The organism is Kitasatospora sp. NPDC127111 (genome assembly GCF_042677465.1).
GTDB lineage: Bacteria > Actinomycetota > Actinomycetes > Streptomycetales > Streptomycetaceae > Kitasatospora.
On the sequence record NZ_JBHXTG010000036.1, the window covers coordinates 6,238 to 23,999 of the forward strand.

At 73.2% G+C, this 17,762-nt stretch carries 18 protein-coding genes; 12 read left to right on the forward strand and 6 right to left on the reverse strand.

The window, feature by feature from the left end:
* Nucleotides 1-191 precede the first annotated feature (191 nt).
* From ACFVHB_RS21755 to ACFVHB_RS21765, 3 genes are all read left to right on the forward strand, one after another.
* The gene (locus ACFVHB_RS21755; protein WP_380324571.1) at nucleotides 192-1,592 is read left to right on the forward strand and encodes a cystathionine beta-synthase; all 1,401 of its coding nucleotides are present in this window, start codon (nucleotides 192-194) and stop codon (nucleotides 1,590-1,592) included.
* Nucleotides 1,593-2,047: 455 nt separating this feature from the next.
* The gene (locus ACFVHB_RS21760; RefSeq protein ID WP_380324573.1) at nucleotides 2,048-2,386 is read left to right on the forward strand and encodes a hypothetical protein; all 339 of its coding nucleotides are present in this window, start codon (nucleotides 2,048-2,050) and stop codon (nucleotides 2,384-2,386) included.
* A 194-nt stretch (nucleotides 2,387-2,580) separates the two neighbouring features.
* Nucleotides 2,581-3,846, forward strand: coding sequence for an Ig-like domain-containing protein (locus ACFVHB_RS21765; protein ID WP_380324576.1), 1,266 nt, complete (start codon nucleotides 2,581-2,583; stop codon nucleotides 3,844-3,846).
* A gap of 111 nt (nucleotides 3,847-3,957) precedes the next feature.
* Here the strand turns inward: ACFVHB_RS21765 and ACFVHB_RS21770 are convergent, their stop codons facing one another.
* On the reverse strand, nucleotides 3,958-4,323 hold the full coding sequence (locus ACFVHB_RS21770) for a cupin domain-containing protein (protein WP_380324579.1): 366 nt from the start codon (nucleotides 4,321-4,323) through the stop codon (nucleotides 3,958-3,960).
* Between the two features lie 106 nt (nucleotides 4,324-4,429).
* The gene (gene msrA, locus ACFVHB_RS21775) at nucleotides 4,430-5,095 is read right to left on the reverse strand and encodes a peptide-methionine (S)-S-oxide reductase MsrA (RefSeq protein WP_380324582.1); all 666 of its coding nucleotides are present in this window, start codon (nucleotides 5,093-5,095) and stop codon (nucleotides 4,430-4,432) included.
* 279 nt (nucleotides 5,096-5,374) lie between these two features.
* Between msrA and ACFVHB_RS21780 the strand changes: the two genes are divergently transcribed.
* The gene (locus tag ACFVHB_RS21780) at nucleotides 5,375-6,529 is read left to right on the forward strand and encodes a cystathionine gamma-synthase (RefSeq protein ID WP_380324585.1); all 1,155 of its coding nucleotides are present in this window, start codon (nucleotides 5,375-5,377) and stop codon (nucleotides 6,527-6,529) included.
* A gap of 13 nt (nucleotides 6,530-6,542) precedes the next feature.
* On the opposite strand, the gene ACFVHB_RS21785 is transcribed toward ACFVHB_RS21780, so the two are convergent.
* Nucleotides 6,543-7,022, reverse strand: coding sequence for a MarR family winged helix-turn-helix transcriptional regulator (locus ACFVHB_RS21785; protein ID WP_380324588.1), 480 nt, complete (start codon nucleotides 7,020-7,022; stop codon nucleotides 6,543-6,545).
* Nucleotides 7,023-7,163: 141 nt separating this feature from the next.
* On the opposite strand from ACFVHB_RS21785, the gene ilvA reads away from it, so the two are divergent.
* The 3 genes from ilvA (at nucleotide 7,164) to ACFVHB_RS21800 (ending at nucleotide 10,640) form a co-directional block, all read left to right on the forward strand.
* Entirely contained in the window at nucleotides 7,164-8,375 is a 1,212-nt protein-coding gene (ilvA, locus tag ACFVHB_RS21790; RefSeq protein WP_380324591.1) for a threonine ammonia-lyase, read from the forward strand.
* A 323-nt stretch (nucleotides 8,376-8,698) separates the two neighbouring features.
* Complete coding sequence (locus ACFVHB_RS21795; protein ID WP_380324594.1) at nucleotides 8,699-9,781, forward strand: ATP-binding cassette domain-containing protein; 1,083 nt, start codon at nucleotides 8,699-8,701, stop codon at nucleotides 9,779-9,781.
* A 1-nt stretch (nucleotide 9,782) separates the two neighbouring features.
* Nucleotides 9,783-10,640, forward strand: a complete 858-nt coding sequence (locus tag ACFVHB_RS21800) for an ABC transporter permease (protein ID WP_380324597.1) — start codon at nucleotides 9,783-9,785, stop codon at nucleotides 10,638-10,640.
* Between the two features lie 98 nt (nucleotides 10,641-10,738).
* Here the strand turns inward: ACFVHB_RS21800 and greA are convergent, their stop codons facing one another.
* Both greA and ACFVHB_RS21810 read right to left on the reverse strand, forming a co-directional pair.
* Entirely contained in the window at nucleotides 10,739-11,239 is a 501-nt protein-coding gene (greA, locus tag ACFVHB_RS21805; RefSeq protein ID WP_380324600.1) for a transcription elongation factor GreA, read from the reverse strand.
* A gap of 311 nt (nucleotides 11,240-11,550) precedes the next feature.
* A complete protein-coding gene (locus ACFVHB_RS21810) occupies nucleotides 11,551-11,970 on the reverse strand; it encodes a DUF4307 domain-containing protein (RefSeq protein ID WP_380324603.1) in 420 nt (139 codons plus the stop codon).
* A gap of 272 nt (nucleotides 11,971-12,242) precedes the next feature.
* On the opposite strand from ACFVHB_RS21810, the gene mca reads away from it, so the two are divergent.
* The 5 genes from mca to ACFVHB_RS21835 all read left to right on the forward strand — a co-directional run bounded on the left by mca (nucleotide 12,243) and on the right by ACFVHB_RS21835 (nucleotide 17,400).
* On the forward strand, nucleotides 12,243-13,148 hold the full coding sequence (mca, locus tag ACFVHB_RS21815; RefSeq protein ID WP_380324606.1) for a mycothiol conjugate amidase Mca: 906 nt from the start codon (nucleotides 12,243-12,245) through the stop codon (nucleotides 13,146-13,148).
* A 49-nt stretch (nucleotides 13,149-13,197) separates the two neighbouring features.
* The gene (locus ACFVHB_RS21820) at nucleotides 13,198-13,389 is read left to right on the forward strand and encodes a hypothetical protein (protein ID WP_380324609.1); all 192 of its coding nucleotides are present in this window, start codon (nucleotides 13,198-13,200) and stop codon (nucleotides 13,387-13,389) included.
* 42 nt (nucleotides 13,390-13,431) lie between these two features.
* Nucleotides 13,432-15,585 (forward strand): thioredoxin domain-containing protein, encoded by a 2,154-nt coding sequence (locus ACFVHB_RS21825; protein ID WP_380324612.1) that lies wholly within the window; start codon nucleotides 13,432-13,434, stop codon nucleotides 15,583-15,585.
* A 107-nt stretch (nucleotides 15,586-15,692) separates the two neighbouring features.
* Complete coding sequence (locus ACFVHB_RS21830; protein ID WP_380324615.1) at nucleotides 15,693-16,583, forward strand: GNAT family N-acetyltransferase; 891 nt, start codon at nucleotides 15,693-15,695, stop codon at nucleotides 16,581-16,583.
* Nucleotides 16,584-16,620: 37 nt separating this feature from the next.
* Nucleotides 16,621-17,400 carry a sterol desaturase family protein gene (locus ACFVHB_RS21835; protein ID WP_380324618.1) on the forward strand — a complete coding sequence of 260 codons (780 nt, stop codon included), beginning with the start codon at nucleotides 16,621-16,623 and terminating at the stop codon, nucleotides 17,398-17,400.
* Here the strand turns inward: ACFVHB_RS21835 and ACFVHB_RS21840 are convergent.
* Nucleotides 17,385-17,750 carry a type VII secretion target gene (locus ACFVHB_RS21840; RefSeq protein ID WP_380324621.1) on the reverse strand — a complete coding sequence of 122 codons (366 nt, stop codon included), beginning with the start codon at nucleotides 17,748-17,750 and terminating at the stop codon, nucleotides 17,385-17,387. The genes ACFVHB_RS21835 and ACFVHB_RS21840 overlap by 16 nt on opposite strands.
* Nucleotides 17,751-17,762: the final 12 nt, after the last annotated feature.

The following is a 17,762-nucleotide window of genomic DNA, read 5'->3' on the forward strand; positions in this document are numbered from 1 at the left end:
CTCCGTGCGCCGGGGGCGGTGCGGGCAAGGGGGTGGTGAGGTTTCGCGGGCATGACGGGGAGCCTGCGGGGGAGGGCCGGGGAGCTCGCCAGGGGGGTGGGTGTGGCGAGAGGGCGGGCTGGGGCCCGTGGCACGGCCTAGGCTTTGCAGTACCGAAAGCACTCGCATGCCCACAGACCGGGAGGACCCCCGTGCGGTACCACAACTCCATCATCGACCTGGTCGGCAACACGCCGCTGGTCAAGCTGAACAAGGTCACCGAGGGCATCAGCGCGACAGTGCTGGCGAAGGTCGAGTACTTCAACCCCGGCGGCTCGGTGAAGGACCGGATCGCGATGCGCATGATCGAGGCCGCCGAGGCCTCGGGCGCGCTGAAGCCCGGCGGCACCATCGTCGAGCCGACCTCCGGCAACACCGGCGTCGGCCTGGCGATCGTGGCCCAGCAGAAGGGCTACAAGTGCATCTTCGTCTGCCCGGACAAGGTGTCCACCGACAAGATCAACACGCTGCGCGCGTACGGCGCCGAGGTGGTCGTCTGTCCGACCGCCGTCGCCCCGGAGCACCCGGACTCCTACTACAACGTCTCCGATCGCCTGGTCCGCGAGACGCCCAACGCCTGGAAGCCGGACCAGTACTCCAACCCGGAGAACCCCGCCTCGCACTACTACTCCACCGGCCCGGAGCTGTGGGAGCAGACCGAGGGGAAGATCACCCACTTCGTGGCCGGCGTCGGCACCGGCGGCACCATCTCCGGCACCGGCAACTATCTGAAGGAGGTCTCCGGCGGCAAGGTCCAGGTGATCGGCGCCGACCCGGAGGGCTCGGTCTACTCGGGCGGCACCGGCCGGCCGTACCTGGTCGAGGGCGTCGGTGAGGACTTCTGGCCGACCGCCTACGACCGCGACGTCGCGGACGAGATCGTCGCCGTCTCCGACAAGGACTCGTTCCAGATGACCCGCCGCCTCGCCAAGGAGGAGGGCCTGCTGGTCGGCGGCTCCTGCGGGATGGCCGTGGTGGCCGCGCTGGAGGTCGCCCGCAGGCTCGGCCCGGACGACGTCGTGGTCGTGCTGCTGCCGGACGGCGGCCGCGGCTACCTGTCCAAGATCTTCAACGACGACTGGATGGCCGACTACGGCTTCCTGCCGTCCGCCACCGACGAGGCGCACATCGGCGAGGTGCTGGCCCGCAAGGACGCCATCGAGCACGAGGGCATCCCGCAGTTCGTCCACATGCACCCGAACGAGACCGTCGCCGAGGCGGTGCGCGTGCTGCGCGAGTACGGCGTGTCGCAGATGCCGGTGGTCTCCCCGGGCGCCGGGCACCCCGACATCATGGCCGGCGAGGTGATCGGCTCGGTGGTCGAGAAGCTGCTGCTGGAGGGCGTCTTCTCGAACGAGATCCAGCTGACCGACACGCTGGACAAGGTGATGTCCAAGCCGCTGCCGGTGGTCGGCTCGGGCGAGACGGTCACCAACCTGATGACCGTGCTGGAGAAGGCCGACGCCGCGGTGGTGCTGGTGGAGGGCAAGCCGCAGGGCATCGTCACCCGCCAGGACCTGCTCGGCTACCTCACCGCCCGCGCCGCGCACTGAGGCCGGCTCACCCCGGCCACCCGCGGGGGAGGCTGAGGATCCGTCCGCGAACGAAGTGGTACACCGGCGTCACCTGCGCGCAGCACGTGGTTAACAACCGTGCGTCATCGTGGTGAGCACGGCAAGACGCCGAGTGAGGCGACGGCAACCGTCCGGGAGCGGCTCCCCGGCGACCGCGGTCGTCTCCGGACACACCGGACGGCCCTGACCCGGCCGGCCGTGTCCTCCCTCCCCGCCCGGCACCGGGCGGGAGGGCCCACCGCGGGGGGCGCCGTCGTCCCGCCCCTGTCCGGCTCCGGCCGGTCGACAGGGTGCGGCGGCTCCCGCGGGACCATCGCGCCGCTTGGCGCGTCTCCGCGGCTCCCGGGTGGGGGAGCCCCGGCGGAGACGGCGGGCCGGCCCCTCCTCGGAGGGGCCGGCCCTTCCCGTTGCCCGTTTCCCGTACGCTCGCACGCATGACCAGCACTGAAACGACCGGCCAGGACGCCCCGCGCTACGTCCGGCTCAGCATCGAGCTCATCGCCGAGATCACCGACGAGGGGGCGCTCAAGGCGGCGGCCCTCCAGCAGGTGGCCGACGACGAGTACCTCGACGACGAGGAGCGCGCCCAGTCCGTCGAGGCCATCGAGGTGGACCCGTCGGGTTCGCTCGCCCACTTCATCGACCCGGTCGCGCTGCTCGGCGACGTCCCGGGCGTCGAGCTCGCCTCGGCGACCTGGGAGTCCGCGCAGACCGAGTTCGACCCCGAGGGCGAGGGCTGGGACGAGTACACGGTGGAGGAGTCCGCCGAGTAGTCGCCGCCCCGCCGCCACCGCCCGTCGCGGTGGGTCAACGCCCGGTCTGCTTCCCGCAGATCGGGCGTTTGTCCATATTTGGTAGGAAGTTGGGTCATCTCATACGATCGATTCCCGTTGGTGATGGAACCGTGAAGGGGCAATTTGCGTTTCCGTATCCGTAATGCCCGGATGATCTGCAGGGAGAGCGCGACGTGACGACACGGGACGGTCAGGGCCGGGCGGCCGGGAGCAACTGGAGCCGGCGCGGCGTGCTGGCCGGGCTGATCGGGGCCCCGGTCCTGCTGCTGGCGGCCTGCAACGACACCAAGGGCGCCGAGAGCGGCGGCGCCGGCACCCCGGGCACCGACGCCGCGTCCGGCGGCGCGAGCGGCTCGCCGAGGACCTCGGTGGCCGTCATCACCGTCACCCCCGCCGACGGCGCCACCGCCGCCAGCTTCAGCGACCCGGTCAGGGTCACCGTCACCGGCGGCACCCTCGGCTCGGTCAAGGTCACCGACTCCACCGGCAAGGCGCTGGCCGGCGAACTCGCCGCGGACGGCAGCAGCTGGACCTCGGCCACCGCCCCGGCCAGCGGCACCAAGTACACCGTCGTCGCCTCCGCCACCGACAAGGACGGGCTGGAGGCGGTCGCCAACGCCACGTTCACCACGGCGACCCCCGCCACCACCTTCGTCGGCTACTTCACCCCCGAGGACGGCTCCGTGGTCGGCGTCGGCATGCCGGTCTCGATCAACTTCAGCAAGCCGGTCACCGACCGCAGGGCCGTCCAGCAGGCGATCACCGTCATAGCCGAGCCGGGCGTCGAGATCGTCGGGCACTGGTTCTCCAGCACCCGCCTCGACTTCCGGCCGCAGGAGTACTGGGCCAAGGGCACCAAGGTCACCCTCAAGCTCCGGCTCAAGGACGTCGAGGGCGCCAAGGGCGTCTTCGGCACCCAGTCCAAGGACGTCCGCTTCACCATCGGCCGCGCCCAGACCAGCGTCGCCGACCTCGCCGCCAAGAAGCTCACCGTCACCACCGACGGCCAGGTCAGCGCCGTCTACGCGATCTCCGGCGGTGCGCCCGAGTACCGCACCTGGGGCGGCAGGATGGTCATCTCCGAGCAGTACCAGCAGACCCGGATGAACTCGCAGACCGTTGGCCTCGGCAGCGAGTACGACATCTCCGACGTGCCGCACGCCCAGCGGCTCACCACCTCCGGCACCTTCATCCACGGCAACTACTGGTCGCCGTCGTCGATCTTCGGCAGCCAGAACACCAGCCACGGCTGCGTCGGCCTCAGGGACGCCAAGGGCGGCCAGGACCAGGGCCTGGACGGCTACGCGTTCTACAAGAGCTCGATGGTCGGTGACGTGGTGGAGGTGGTGAACTCCGGCGACAAGACCGTCGAGCCGTCCAACGGCCTGAACGGCTGGAACATGGGCTGGGCCGCCTGGAAGGCCGGCAGCGCGATCTGAGCCGCTCGGGCGGCGCGGCCCGCTCGGACCGCGCGATCCGGGCCGCTCGGGACCGAGGTCCGGTCGGGGCCGAGCGGGCCGGCCGGACCTCGGGCCGCCGTGGCGGGCGGCTCAGTCGCGCTTCGCGTAGTCGACGAAGCCCTGCCAGTCGAGCGCGACGCAGGGCTCGTCGCCCAGCACCCAGGCGTCATGGCCCGGAGGGCAGATCATGAAGTCCCCGGGGCCGAACTCGGCCTCCTGGCCGTCGTCCATCACGATCTTCATCCGGCCGGAGAGCACGTACCCCATGTGGGAGGACTGACAGCTGTCGGTGCCGGCGATCGGCTTGATGTGCTTGGACCACTGCCAGCCGGGCTGGAAGACCGCCCGTCCGACGGCGCCGCCCTCCTGGTTGACCAGGCGGAGTTCGCCCATGCCCGCCTCGAAGGGGCGGACCTCCTCGGGTTCGTCGAAGCTCTTGCGCACGAGACCGGCCATCGCTGCTCCTCGGGACGGCGTCGGCCCCCCGCCACCCGCGATCGGTGACAGGGGCCGGCGGACGGTTTCCTTCAGTCTGCGCCCGGAGCCGCGGCGCCGCGCGACGTCAGCCCTCGGTGCGGGCGACGCCGATCGGGCAGCTGGCGCCGGTCCCGCCGAGGCCGCAGTAGCCGTTCGGGTTCTTGGCGTCGGACAGGTACTGCTGGTGGTACGGCTCGGCCGGGTAGAACGGCCCGGCCGGGGCGATCTCGGTGGTGACCGGGCCCAGGCCGATCGCGGTCAGGGCGGGCTGGAAGGCGTCCCGGGTGGCGACGGCGGCCGCCGCCTGGGCGGGGGAGTGGGTGTAGACGGCGGAGCGGTACTGGGTGCCGACGTCGTTGCCCTGCCGGTTGCCCTGGGTCGGGTCGTGCGCCTCCCAGAAGGTCTTCAGCAGCCGCTCGTACGGGATCACCGCCGGGTCGAACACCACCCGGACCGCCTCGGTGTGCCCGGTCAGCCCGCTGCACACCTCCTCGTACGTGGGGTTGGGGGTGTGGCCGCCCTGGTAGCCGACCAGCGTCGTCCAGACGCCGGGCAGCCGCCAGAACGTGCGCTCGGCGCCCCAGAAGCAGCCCATCCCGAAGTCGGCCACCTCCAGCCCCTCCGGGTACGGGCCGGTGAGCGGGTTGCCGAGCACGGTGTGCGGCTCGCGCAGTGCGAAGGCCGGCGCCTCCCGGCCGGGCAGCGCCCGGTCGGCGGGGACGAGCGAGGTCTTGTGGCGGTTGAACAGCACGGCCTGCTCCAGCGGGTCGGGAATGGTGGCGCAGGTTGAAACGCGGACGGCCGCCCCCGGATTCCGGGAGCGGCCGTGGCGGGCCGGGCGGCGCCGCGGGTTCGGGGGCCGGGTCAGGCCTTGACGGCCGTGGCGGGCGGGGGCGCAGGTGAACGGGCGCGCGGCGGGTGCGGATCGCAGCCCTCGGGTGGGACCGGTCGCACCGTGGTTCACCTGGGCTTTCGTGCGGTGTGCGGGTTCGGGCGGGCTCGGCGGCGTTCGCCCACTACCCTCAGAGCCATGACCGAGCACCAGCTTCCCCAGGGCTTCGAGACCCTCGCCATCCACGCGGGTCAGGAAGCAGACCCCCAGACCGGGGCCGTCGTCACGCCGATCTACCAGGTGTCCACCTACAAGCAGGACGGGGTGGGCGGCCTGCGGGGCGGCTACGAGTACAGCCGCAGCGCCAACCCGACCAGGACCGCGCTCGAGGAGTGCCTCGCGGCGCTGGAGGGCGGCGCGCGCGGGCTCGCCTTCGCCTCCGGCCTGGCCGCCGAGGACACCCTGCTGCGCACGATCCTCAAGCCGGGCGACCACATCGTCATCCCCAACGACGCCTACGGCGGCACCTTCCGGCTGTTCGCCAAGGTGCTGACCCGCTGGGGCGTCGAGTTCTCCGTCGCCAACACCCAGGACCTGTCGACCGTCCGCGAGGCGCTGCGCCCCAACACCCGCGCGGTCTGGGTGGAGACCCCGTCCAACCCGCTGCTGGGCATCACCGACCTGGCCGCGCTCGCCGACGTCGCGCACGGCGCCGGCGCGCTGCTGGTCGTCGACAACACCTTCGCCAGCCCGTACCTGCAGCAGCCGATCGCGCTCGGCGCGGACGTCGTCGTGCACTCCACCACCAAGTACATGGGCGGCCACTCGGACGTCGTCGGCGGCGCCCTGGTGCTGGCCGAGGCCGGGCTCGGCGAGGAGGTCGCGTACCACCAGAACGCGATGGGCGCGGTCTCCGGGCCGTTCGACGCCTGGCTGGTGATGCGCGGCATCAAGACCCTCGGGGTCCGGATGGACCGGCACAGCTCCAACGCGGAGAAGGTCGCCGAGCTGCTGGCGGGCCACCCGAAGGTGAGCCAGGTGCTCTACCCGGGCCTGCCCGAGCACCCCGGCCACGACATCGCCGCCAAGCAGATGAAGGCGTTCGGCGGCATGGTCTCGTTCCGCGTCCACGGCGGCGAGGAGGCGGCGGTCGAGGTCTGCAACCGGGCGCGGCTGTTCACCCTCGGTGAGTCGCTGGGCGGCGTCGAGTCGCTGATCGAGCACCCGGGCCGGATGACCCACGCCTCGGTGGCGGGCTCCGCCCTGGAGGTGCCCGCCGACCTCGTGCGCGTCTCGGTCGGCATCGAGTCGATCGACGACCTGCTGGCCGACCTCACGCAGGCGCTCGGCTGACGTCGACGGACGGTCACGCGCTCTGCCGGCCCGCCGTGTACGACTCCATGGAGTGGTTGAAGCGGGCCAGCAGGGCGCAGAACGCGCGCTGCTCCTCGGGCGGCCAGTCGGCCACCAGGCGGCGGGCCAACTCCGACCGCCCGGCCCGGACTTCGGCCAGCCGGTGGCCGCCGGGCGGGGTCAGCGCGAGCCGGACGGCGCGGCGGTCGGCCGGGTCCTGGACCCGGCCGACCAGGCCGGCCGCGACGAGCGGGGCGACCTGCCGGGTGACCGTGGAGGAGTCGACGGCCAGCGCGTCGGCCAGGGCCTTGACGTTGGCGGGCCCGTGCCGTTCCAGCCGGTCGAGCAGCAGGTAGGCGGCCCGGTCCAGCGCACCCACCGCGTCGGAGCTGCGGACCTGTTCCATCCGCCGGGCGAACACCGCGAGCTGGTACTGGAGTTGGATGTGCACGGGGTCGGTGCGGTCGGTGGCCTGGGGCGAGGTCGTCGTCATCGCGGCTCACGATCGTCGTGCGGTGCGGAGGCTCAGGCCAGCAGCGTACGCGGGCCGGGCGGGCCCGGGAACAGTGCCGACATCCCCGGTCGGTCCCCGTTTGAACCCGGCGTGCACCCGCCGGAGTCCTAGGCTGGCGCCATGCACAGCTGGCCGATCACCATCGACGATGTCCGCGGCGCCCAGAAGATGCTCGCCGGGGTCGCCCGGGTGACACCGATGGAGGGCAGCCGGCACCTGTCCGCGATGACCGGCTCGCCGGTCCACCTGAAGTGCGAGAACCTCCAGCGCACCGGCTCGTTCAAGCTGCGCGGGGCGTACGTGCGGATCGCGGGACTCTCGCCGGTGCAGCGGGCCGGCGGGGTGGTCGCGGCGAGCGCCGGGAACCACGCCCAGGGGGTGGCGCTGGCCGCCTCGCTGCTCGGGGTCCGCTCGACGGTCTTCATGCCGGTCGGCGCGCCGCTGCCCAAGGTCGCGGCCACCCGTGAGTACGGCGCCGAGGTCCGGCTGCTCGGCGCGACGGTGGACGAGTCGCTGCAGGCCGCGCAGCGGTACTCGGAGGCGACCGGCGCGGTGTTCATCCACCCCTTCGACCACTGGGACGTGGTCACCGGCCAGGCCACCGTCGGCCTGGAGATCCTGGAGCAGTGCCCGGAGGTGCGCACCATCCTGGTCGGGGTGGGCGGCGGCGGGCTGCTGGCCGGGATCGCGGCGGCGGTGAAGCCGCTCCGCCCGGACGTGCGGGTGATCGGGGTGCAGGCGGCGGGCGCGGCCGCGTACCCGCCCTCGCTGGCGGCGGGGCGGCCGGTGACGCTGGAGCACTTCGCCACCATGGCCGACGGGATCATGGTCGGGCGGCCCGGGGACATCCCGTTCGAGGTGATCAACGAGCTGGCCGACGGCGTCCGCACGGTCTCCGAGGACTCGCTCTCGCGCGCCCTGCTGCTGGGGCTGGAGCGGCTGAAGCTGGTGGTGGAGCCGGCCGGGGCCAGCCCGGTGGCGGCGCTGCTGGAGCGGCCGGACTCCTTCGAGGGCCCGGTGGTGGCGGTGCTCTCCGGCGGCAACATCGATCCGCAGCTGATGCAGCGGGTGCTCCGGCACGGTCTGGCGGCGGCCGGCCGCTACCTGTCGCTGCGGGTGCGGCTGGCGGACCGGCCGGGGGCGCTGGCGGGCCTGCTCGGGGTGCTGACCCGGGTGGACGCCAACGTGCTGGACGTGGCGCACGTGCGGGTCGACCCGCAGCTGGGGCTGGCCGAGGTGGAGGTGGACCTCCACCTGGAGACCAAGGGGCCGGAGCACTGCGCGGCGGTGCTCGGTGAGCTGCGGGACGCGGGGTACGTCGTTTCCCGGTGATCCTCCGGTGCCGCGGTGCCTCCGGTGCCGCGGTGCCGCGGTGCCTCCGGAGGCCGGTGCCTCCGGTGTCGCGGTGATCCTCCGGAGGCCCGGTTCGTCCGGTGTCGCGGTGATCCTCCGGTGTCCCGCGGGTCGCCCGGACTGTCAGTGGTCCCTGTCACCATGGCGGAGCCGCGAGCCTTGACGCGATATATCGCGTGCTGGAAGACTCGCGATACATCGCGTTCTGTCACCGTGCTCGGGAAACCGAGTCGCCCGCATGCCTGAAACCGGGGCAGAGTGGGACAGATCGCCCATACCGTTTCGAGGAGATGAGGCAGGCCATGGCGCCAGCCATCCAAGCCGAGAACCTGGTGAAGACCTTCGGCGACGTACGAGCCCTGGACGGCGTCAGCCTGGACGTCCCCGAGGGCACGGTGCTCGGGCTGCTCGGCCCGAACGGCGCCGGCAAGACCACCACCGTGCGGGTCCTCACCACCCTGCTCCGCCCCGACTCCGGCCGCGCGGTGGTCGCCGGTGTCGACGTCCTCAACCACCCGAACCAGGTCCGCAGCCTGATCGGCCTCTCCGGCCAGTACGCCGCCGTCGACGAGTACCTGACCGGCTTCGAGAACCTCCAGATGGTCGGCGAGCTGTACCAGATGAGCGCCCGCGACGCGAAGGCGCGCGCACGGGAGCTGCTGGAGTGGTTCAACCTCACCGAGGCCAAGGACCGCACCGCCAAGACCTACTCCGGCGGCATGCGCCGCCGGCTCGACCTCGCCGCCGCCCTGGTCGTCCGCCCGCCGGTGATGTTCCTGGACGAGCCGACCACCGGCCTCGACCCGCGCAACCGGCTCGCGCTCTGGGAGGTCATCGAGACCCTGGTGGAGCAGGGCACCACCCTGCTGCTCACCACCCAGTACCTGGAGGAGGCCGACCGCCTCGCCCACGACATCGCCGTGGTCGACCACGGCAGGGTGATCGCCCGCGGCACCGCCGACCAGCTCAAGGCGCAGATCGGCGGCGAGCGGATCGAGGTCGTCGTGCACCGACCCGACCTGGTCGGCGAGGCGGTCGCCGCGCTCGCCCGCTACGCCCTGGGCGAGCCGGCCGTGGAGAAGAACACCCGCAAGATCACCGTCCCGGTCAGCGGCGGCGCCCGGGTGCTCGCGGACGCCATCCGCGAGCTGGACGCCCGCTCGATCGAGATCGACGACATCGGCCTGCGCCGGCCGACCCTGGACGACGTCTTCCTCTCGCTCACCGGCCACGTCACCGAGGCCGAGGAGGAGGAGAACGGCGCCGCCGGCAAGGGCGGCCGGGGCCGCGGCCGCGGCAAGGGACGGTCCGCGGACGGCGGCGCGGACGGCGGGGACGGCCCCGGCCCGGACAAGCAGGCCGTCGCGGCCGGCAAGGAGCTGTGAGATGACGACCGCCACCGAGCACGCCATCGGCGGGGCGATGCCCAAGCAGCGCCGGGGCGTCGCGGCCACCCTGCACGACTCCTGGGTGGTCGCCAAGCGCAACCTGCGCCGGATGACCCGGATACCCGAGATCGTGGTCTTCGGGCTCATGCAGCCGGTGATGTTCGTGCTGCTGTTCTCGTACGTGATGGGCGGGGCCATCCAGATCCCGGGCACGCAGGCCAGCTCGGACGCCTACATCCAGTTCCTGATGGCCGGCATCTTCGCCCAGACCGTGACCTTCGCGACCGCCGGCGCCTCCGCCGGGATCGCGGAGGACATGACCAAGGGACTGGTCGACCGGTTCCGCTCGCTGCCGATGGCCCGCTCGGCGGTGCTGGTCGGCCGCACCCTGGCCGACCTCTGCCAGACCGCGTTCACGCTGGTGGTGCTGGCCCTGGTCGCGCTGGCGGTCGGCTGGCGGATCCACGAGGGCGCGCTGGAGGCGCTGGCCGCGTTCGGGCTGCTGCTCCTGCTCGGCTACGCCTTCTCCTGGATCGGCGCGCTGATCGGCCTCTCGGTGCGCAGCCCCGAGGCGGCCACCTCGGCCGGGCTGATCTGGCTCTTCCCGCTGACCTTCATCTCCAACGCGTTCGTGCCGATCAGCTCGATGCCGGGCTGGCTGCAGGGGATCGCCTACTGGAACCCGTTCAGCGCCACCGTGCAGGCCTGCCGCAACCTCTTCGGCAACCAGGTCGGCCCGGTGGACAGCGCCTGGCCGATGCAGCACGCCGAGCTGGTCTCGGTGCTCTGGTCGGTGCTGATCACCGCGGTCTTCTCCTGGCTGTCGGTGCGCAAGTACCGCTCCGCCGTGGGCTGAGGCCCCGGCGCCCGGCCGCGGCACCCGGCCGGGCCCCGGCGCCGGGTACGCGCGAGGGCGGCCGTGGAGCACTCCACGGCCGCCCTCGGTGCGTCCGGTCAGCCGTTGTGCGGCTTCACCTCGGTGATCGTCACCGAGGCCTGCTTGCCGTTCGGCAGCTCGTACGTGGCCTCGTCGCCGACCTTCTTGCCGTCGATGGCGCGGCCCAGCGGCGACTGCGGGGAGTAGACGTCCAGGTCGTCGCTGCCGGCCATCTCGCGCGAGCCGAGCAGGAAGGTCGTGGTGTCGTCCTCGTCGCCGTCGAACGCGACCGTGACGACCATGCCCGGGGCCACCACACCCGAGTCCGCCGGGGCCTCGCCGACCTTGGCCCGCTCCAGGAGCTGGGTGAGCTGGCGGATGCGCAGCTCGTACTTGCCCTGCTCCTCCTTGGCCGCGTGGTAGCCGGCGTTCTCCTTGAGGTCACCCTCTTCGCGCGCCGCCTCGATCTTCTGGGCGATCTCGATGCGCCAGGGGCCGGTCAGGTGGTCCAGCTCGGCCTTGAGCTGGTCGTAGCCGGACTGAGTGAGCCAGGTCACGTGTTCGCTGGTCTGGGTCACAGGTGCTCCTCGTAGGTGCTGGGGCTGTGCTGAGGGTGTGAGTCGTCAGCAGGTGGTGGTGTGGTGATATCGGTCGTAACTACAAAGCAACGCCCGCTCCCGTACCTCTTGGTGCGGAAGGGGCGAAACCACGAGCCTAACAACTCCCGCCGACAAGCGGGAGAGTCGTTGGCGTGCCGTTGACGTCGGCATTGCGCCAAGGTGTACAGGACGGGTGCGCGGGACTCCCTACGGATTCCCGCTCCCCGGATCGAATATGCGCCCGCCCGGGCCGCGATCGCCAGTGAATACCCGGGCCGGGCCGCCCGCGGCTACTCGGCGGGGGTGCAGCCCAGCAGCTCGGCGGTGGTGCCGCGGGCGGTCGTCCGCAGGCTCACGACCGCGTCGTAGCTGGAGCCGTCCTTCGGTACCGGGAAGTCGGCCATCCCGACCACAGCGCCGTTCTCGCCCTGCGAGCGGACGGTGCAGGTGCCGGCGGTGCCGTCGCTCTTGCGGACGGCCAGGTGCAGCTTGAGCTCCCCGTCCGAGACCGCCTCGAAGGAGGGGACGGTGCCGTTGATGGTGGTCTCGCGGATCAGGTACGAGCCGCCCAGCCAGGCCAGCACGCCCAGCCCCAGCACGCCGCAGACCGCGCCGACCACCTTGAGCCGGCGGTCCGCCTCGCGGTCGCTCCGCCGGCCGTAGCGCCCCTCGGGCGGCTGCGGGGCGGTGGTAGCTGCGCGCTCACTCATGCGGCTCAGTCCTCTCCGGGGAGGGCCGCGCGAGTGGTGCGGGGAATGCGACGCTCCTCCAGTCCGTCACTATAGGAGGGGCACGCCCGCGGCCGGTCCGGCGGGGGCGGGGCTCGGCCGTGTCGGCGGCGCGGCGGCGGTGTGCCGCCGACGCCCGGCGGCCGGTCCCGCGGTGACGCGGTCCCTGACCGAGCGGCTACCGAACGAGCGGCTCAGACGGTGGGCAGACCGGCTTCGCGGGAGGCCCAGACATTGTGGAAGGAACGCACGCGTTGACTGAGCAGTTGCGACTGATGGCGGTGCACGCCCACCCGGACGACGAGTCCAGCAAGGGCGCCGCCACCATGGCCATGTACGTCGACCAGGGAGTGGACGTGCTCGTGGCCACCTGCACCGGGGGAGAACGCGGTTCGGTCCTCAACCCGAAGCTGCAGGGGAAGCCGGAGATCGAGGAGAACATCCACGAGGTCCGGCGCAAGGAGATGGACGCGGCCCGGGCGATCCTCGGGATCAAGCAGGCCTGGCTGGGCTTCGTCGACTCGGGCCTGCCCGAGGGCGACCCGCTGCCGCCGCTGCCCGAGGGCTGTTTCGCCCTGCAGGACGTCAAGGAGGCGGCCGAGCCGCTGGTCCGGCTGATCCGCGAGTTCAAGCCGCAGGTCATCACGACCTACGACGAGAACGGCGGGTACCCGCACCCGGACCACATCATGACCCACAAGATCACCATGCTGGCCTTCGACGCCGCCGGCGACCCGGACGCCTACCCGGACGCCGGCGAGCCCTGGCAGCCGCTGAAGCTCTACTACAACCACGGCTTCCCGATGGGCCGGATCCGCGCGCTGCACGGGTACCTCACCGAGCACGGACTGGAGTCCCCGTACGGCGAGTGGATCGCGGGCTGGGAGAAGAGCGGCCGCAAGGAGCGCGAGATCACCACCCGGGTCCGCTGCGACGACTGGTTCGAGACCCGGGACCGGGCGCTGATCGCGCACGCCACCCAGATCGACCCGGACGGCCCCTGGTTCCGCGTCCCGCTCGACATCCAGCGCGAGGTCTGGCCGACCGAGGACTACGAGCTCGCCCGCACCCTGATCGACGGGGACCTGCCGGAGGACGACCTGTTCGCCGGCCTGCGCACCCCCAGCCTGGCGGCCGAGGCCGCCGACACGCGCGACTGAACCACCCCCCGATGGCCCGGCTCCCCGTGAGCCGGGCCACCATAGAGATATGAGCGCCCCCGTGAACCTCACCCACCTCGCCGCCGAGCTCGCCCTCGACGAGACCAAGGTGACCCCCGGCCTGCTGGGCTTCGTCGTCTTCGCCGCCCTCGGCGTGGCCACCTGGTTCCTGGCCAAGTCGATGAACAAGCAGTTCAAGCGCGTCGACTTCGTCGAGGAGCCGGAGACTCCGAAGGAGTGAGACGGCGCCCCCGCCCGCGCGCCGATGCGCGAGGATGGGGGCATGCCGAACCGTCTCGCGGACGCGACCTCGCCCTACCTGCTGCAGCATGCCGACAACCCGGTGGACTGGTGGCCGTGGGGCCCCGAGGCGTTCGAGGAGGCACACCGGCGGGGGGTGCCGGTGCTGCTGTCCGTCGGCTACGCGGCCTGCCACTGGTGCCACGTCATGGCGCACGAGTCCTTCGAGGACGCCGGGGTGGCCGGCTACCTCAACGAGCGGTTCGTGGCGGTCAAGGTCGACCGCGAGGAGCGGCCGGACGTCGACGCCGTCTACATGGAGGCGGTGCAGGCGGCGACCGGGCAGGGCGGCTGGCCGATGACGGTCTTCCTGACCCCCGACAAGGACCCGTTCTACTTCGGGACGTACTTCCCGCCGGAGCCCCGGCACGGCATGCCGTCCTTCCGGCAGGTCCTCGAAGGCGTCGACGCCGCCTGGCGCGACCGCCGGAACGAGGTCGGCGAGGTCGCCGGCCGGATCCGCGCCGACCTGGCCGAACGGGCCTCGGTGTACGCGGTCGGCGGCGGGGTCCACCAGCCGCCCGGCGAGGCCGACCTGCACCAGGCGCTGGTCGCGCTCAGCCGGGACTTCGACGCCCGGCGCGGCGGCTTCGGCGGCGCGCCCAAGTTCCCGCCGTCCATGGCGGTCGAGTTCCTGCTCCGCCACCACGCCCGCACCGGCTCGGAGGCGGCCCTGGAGATGGCCGTCCGGACCGCCGAGGCGATGGCCCGCGGCGGCATCCACGACCAGCTCGGCGGCGGCTTCGCCCGGTACGCGGTGGACGCCGGCTGGGTGGTGCCGCACTTCGAGAAGATGCTGTACGACAACGCGCTGCTGCTCCGCGTCTACCTGCACCTGTGGCGGGCCACCGGCTCCCCGCTCGCCCGGCGGGTGGCGCTCTCCACCGCCGACTTCCTGCTGCGCGAACTGCGCACCCCGGAAGGCGCGTTCGCCTCGGCCCTGGACGCGGACAGCCCGGACCCGGAGACCGGGAAGCCGGCCGAGGGCGCGTACTACGCCTGGACGCCGGCGCAGCTCGCCGAGGTGCTGGGAGAGGCGGACGGCGTGCTCGCGGCCGAGCTGTACGAGGTGACGGCGGCGGGCACGTTCGAGCACGGGGCCTCGGTGCTGCAGCTGCCGCGTGACGCGGAGGACCCCGAGGCCGCCGAGCGGATCCGGGCGAAGCTGTTCGAGGCCCGGGCCGGACGCCCGGCACCCGCCCGGGACGACAAGGTGGTCGCCGCCTGGAACGGCCTCGCCATCGCCGCGCTCGCCGAGACCGGCGCCCTGCTGGACCGCCCCGACCTGGTCGAGGCCGCCGAGCGCGCCGCCGACCTGCTGCTCGCCGTCCACCTCACCGCCGACGGCCGGCTGCTGCGCACCTCCCGGGACGGCCGGGCGGGCGCCAACGCCGGCGTCCTGGAGGACTACGCCGACACCGCCGAGGGCTTCCTCGCGCTGTACGCCGTCACCGGCGAGGCGTCCTGGCTCCAACTGGCCGGCGGGCTGCTGGACACCGTGCTCAAGCACTTCGCCGACGAGGCGTCCGGCGCGCTGTACGACACCGCCGACGACGCCGAGGAACTGATCCGGCGGCCCCAGGACCCGACCGACAACGCCACCCCGTCCGGCTGGACGGCCGCCGCGGGCGCCCTGCTCAGCTATGCCGCGTACACCGGTTCGGCGCGCCACCGCACCGCCGCCGAGCGGGCGCTCGGCATCGTCGGGGCGCTGGCCAGCCGGGCGCCGCGGTTCATCGGCTGGGGGCTGGCCGTCGCCGAGGCGCTGGCGGACGGGCCGCGCGAGGTCGCCGTGGTCGGCCCCGCCGGGGAGCCGGCGACGGCCGCGCTGCACCGGGTGGCGCTGCTGGGGACGGCGCCCGGCGCGGTGGTCGCGCTCGGCGGGCCCGCGGACGCGGCGGCCGGTGGCTCCGGGGAGGCGGCGACCGGGGACTCCGGGGAGGCGGCGACCGGGGACTCCGGGGAGGCGGCGGACGGTGGCTCCGAGGCGGCGGCCGAGGTGCCGCTGCTGGCCGACCGGCCGCTGGTGGGCGGGGCGCCCGCCGCCTACGTCTGCCGGCACTTCGCCTGTGACGCGCCGACCACCGATCCGGCGGTGCTGGCCGAACGACTGGGAGCCCGGACGGACCTGGGGTGACCCGGGGCCTCCGGGGCCCGGGCGACCCCCGGGATCCCCGGGGCCCGCTGGCCGGACACCCCGGTAAACCGTTGGTGCCCGCAGCGGTGGGCGGGCGAGAATCGGCCATGGCCTGGACCTTGAGCACGTCCCTCGACGACTTCCACACCCACGCCGACGGCTTCCTCGGCGCCCGGCCGGCCGAGAACACCGTGCTCCTCACGGTGGCGGACCGGCTGGCCAAGCGCGGGCCGCACGTGTTCGGGGACGCGGCGCCGGTCTTCGGCTGGTGGCGCCGCGAGCCCGGCGGACCGGTCGAGGGCGCCTTCCTGCAGACACCGCCGTTCGCCCCACGGCTGAGCGCGATGCCGGAGCGGGCGGCCGCCGCGCTCGCCACCGAACTGGCCGCGGCCGGAGCGGAGTTCACCGAGATCACCGGGGTGTCCGGCGGGGAGGCGGCGGTCCGGGCCTTCTCCGCCGCCTGGCAGGCCGCCACCGGCGTCGGCGACTCCGTCCGCTCCAGCGAACGGCTCTACCGGCTCGGAGAGTTGACCGCCCCGCCGCGCCCGCCGGCCGGCCGCCACCGGGTCGCCGCCCCGGGGGACCGCGACCTGCTGATCCGCTGGTACGAGGCGTTCCTGACCGAGACGGGCGTCGAACTCCCCAACGTCCCGGGCGCGGTGGACGATCGGATCGCCGGCGGCCTGCTCCACGTCTGGGAGGACGAGGACCGCCCGGTCGCGATGGCCGGCAACAGCCCGGTGATCGCCGGCATGTCCCGGATCGGCCCGGTCTACACTCCGGTCGAGGCGCGCGGACGCGGCTACGCCAGCGGAGTCACGGCGGCCGCCTCGGCAGCCGCCCTCGCCCAGGGCGCGGCCGAGGTGCTGCTCTACACCGACCTGGCCAACCCGACCAGCAACTCGATCTACCAGCAGATCGGCTACCGGCCGGTGGAGGACTGCCTGGTGCTGGACTTCGTCGGCCGAACGCGTCGGCGGGACGGCCGGCCCGGGTAAGCGCCCTGTCGGGCGCGGGTGTTGGGGGGTGGGTGCGGTGCTGGACGGACTGCTTGCCCGGGCGGCCCGGTTGGACCTGGCGGAGGTGTCGGCCGGAGCGCTGGCCGCCAACCTCGGGCTCCTCGTCGTGGCCCTGCTCGGCGGCGGGCTGCTGGTCCGGCGGTACGGCGAGCGACGGCGGGTGACGCCGCCGCCCCCGCCGCCCGACCGGCGCGAAGTACTGCTGGCGGCCGTCGCCGTGCTGCTCAACTCCGCCGTCGGCGTCGCGGGCTGGCTGCTCTGGCAGGCCGGCTGGATCAGGCTGAACGGTGGCGCCGGGCTGCCCGCCCTCGCCGACCTGTTGGTGTTCACCCTGGTGATGGACGGCCTGATGTACGGCGGCCACTGGCTGGCCCACCGCCGCCGGCTCTACCGGCTGGCCCACGAACTCCACCACGGCTACCCCGACCCGCGCCCGGCCACCCTCTTCGTGCTGCACCCGCTGGAGGTGCTGGGCTTCGGCGGCGCCTGGCTCGCGGTCCTCTGCGTGCGCGAGATCTCCGCGGCCGCGCTGCTCGGGTACATCGGCGTCAACCTGGTCTTCGGCCTGCTCGGACACCTCGGCGTCGAGCCGTTCCCCGCTCGCGTCCGGCAGCGCGCGGTGTTCCGCTGGGTCGCACTGCCGATGTTCCACGCCGGCCACCACGCCGACCCCGCGGTCAACCTGGGTTTCTACACCACCGTGTGGGACCGGCTCTTCGGCACCATCGACCCCGCGTACGACACCCTCCGCACCACCGAGCGGCCGGTGCTGGCAGGTGGTCAGTCGATGGCGTGAACCCCGGTCGACTGCCGGACCTCGGTGTTGAACGGGTCGCCGCCGCCCTGTGCCACCCCGGTCCCGGCCATCGAGCGGTCGCTGTCGCGGTAGTTGTGCGCGGTGGCGATCAGATTGCCGCCCGCCGCCTTCATGTCCTCGGCGAGCCCGTCGAGCAGCGTCCTCCAGGCCGCCGAGCACTCGCGCAGCGCCGGCCCGCTCTGCCAACCCGCCAGCCCCGCCGCCGCCCGGTCGCTCGGCGCGGCGAGCCTCGCCGTCTCCTCGGGGACCTTCCCGGCCACCGCCTGCGCGTTGCTCCCGGCGGCGGACAACTCGTCCGGCCGCACCGTGAAACCCGTCCCGTCGGCCACCGTCTCCCCCTC

What these genes read in the sequence shown, in the direction of transcription:
- ACFVHB_RS21760 (WP_380324573.1), top strand. Translation starts at nt 2,048, where the DNA reads ATGACCAGCACTGAAACGACCGGCCAGGACGCCCCGCGCTACGTCCGG.
- ACFVHB_RS21795 (WP_380324594.1), top strand. Translation starts at nt 8,699, where the DNA reads ATGGCGCCAGCCATCCAAGCCGAGAACCTGGTGAAGACCTTCGGCGAC.
- ACFVHB_RS21810 (WP_380324603.1), bottom strand. Translation starts at nt 11,970, where the DNA reads ATGAGTGAGCGCGCAGCTACCACCGCCCCGCAGCCGCCCGAGGGGCGC.
- ACFVHB_RS21820 (WP_380324609.1), top strand. Translation starts at nt 13,198, where the DNA reads ATGAGCGCCCCCGTGAACCTCACCCACCTCGCCGCCGAGCTCGCCCTC.
- ACFVHB_RS21825 (WP_380324612.1), top strand. Translation starts at nt 13,432, where the DNA reads ATGCCGAACCGTCTCGCGGACGCGACCTCGCCCTACCTGCTGCAGCAT.
- ACFVHB_RS21770 (WP_380324579.1), bottom strand. Translation starts at nt 4,323, where the DNA reads ATGGCCGGTCTCGTGCGCAAGAGCTTCGACGAACCCGAGGAGGTCCGC.
- ACFVHB_RS21830 (WP_380324615.1), top strand. Translation starts at nt 15,693, where the DNA reads ATGGCCTGGACCTTGAGCACGTCCCTCGACGACTTCCACACCCACGCC.
- ACFVHB_RS21785 (WP_380324588.1), bottom strand. Translation starts at nt 7,022, where the DNA reads ATGACGACGACCTCGCCCCAGGCCACCGACCGCACCGACCCCGTGCAC.
- ACFVHB_RS21800 (WP_380324597.1), top strand. Translation starts at nt 9,783, where the DNA reads ATGACGACCGCCACCGAGCACGCCATCGGCGGGGCGATGCCCAAGCAG.
- ilvA (WP_380324591.1), top strand. Translation starts at nt 7,164, where the DNA reads ATGCACAGCTGGCCGATCACCATCGACGATGTCCGCGGCGCCCAGAAG.
- ACFVHB_RS21780 (WP_380324585.1), top strand. Translation starts at nt 5,375, where the DNA reads ATGACCGAGCACCAGCTTCCCCAGGGCTTCGAGACCCTCGCCATCCAC.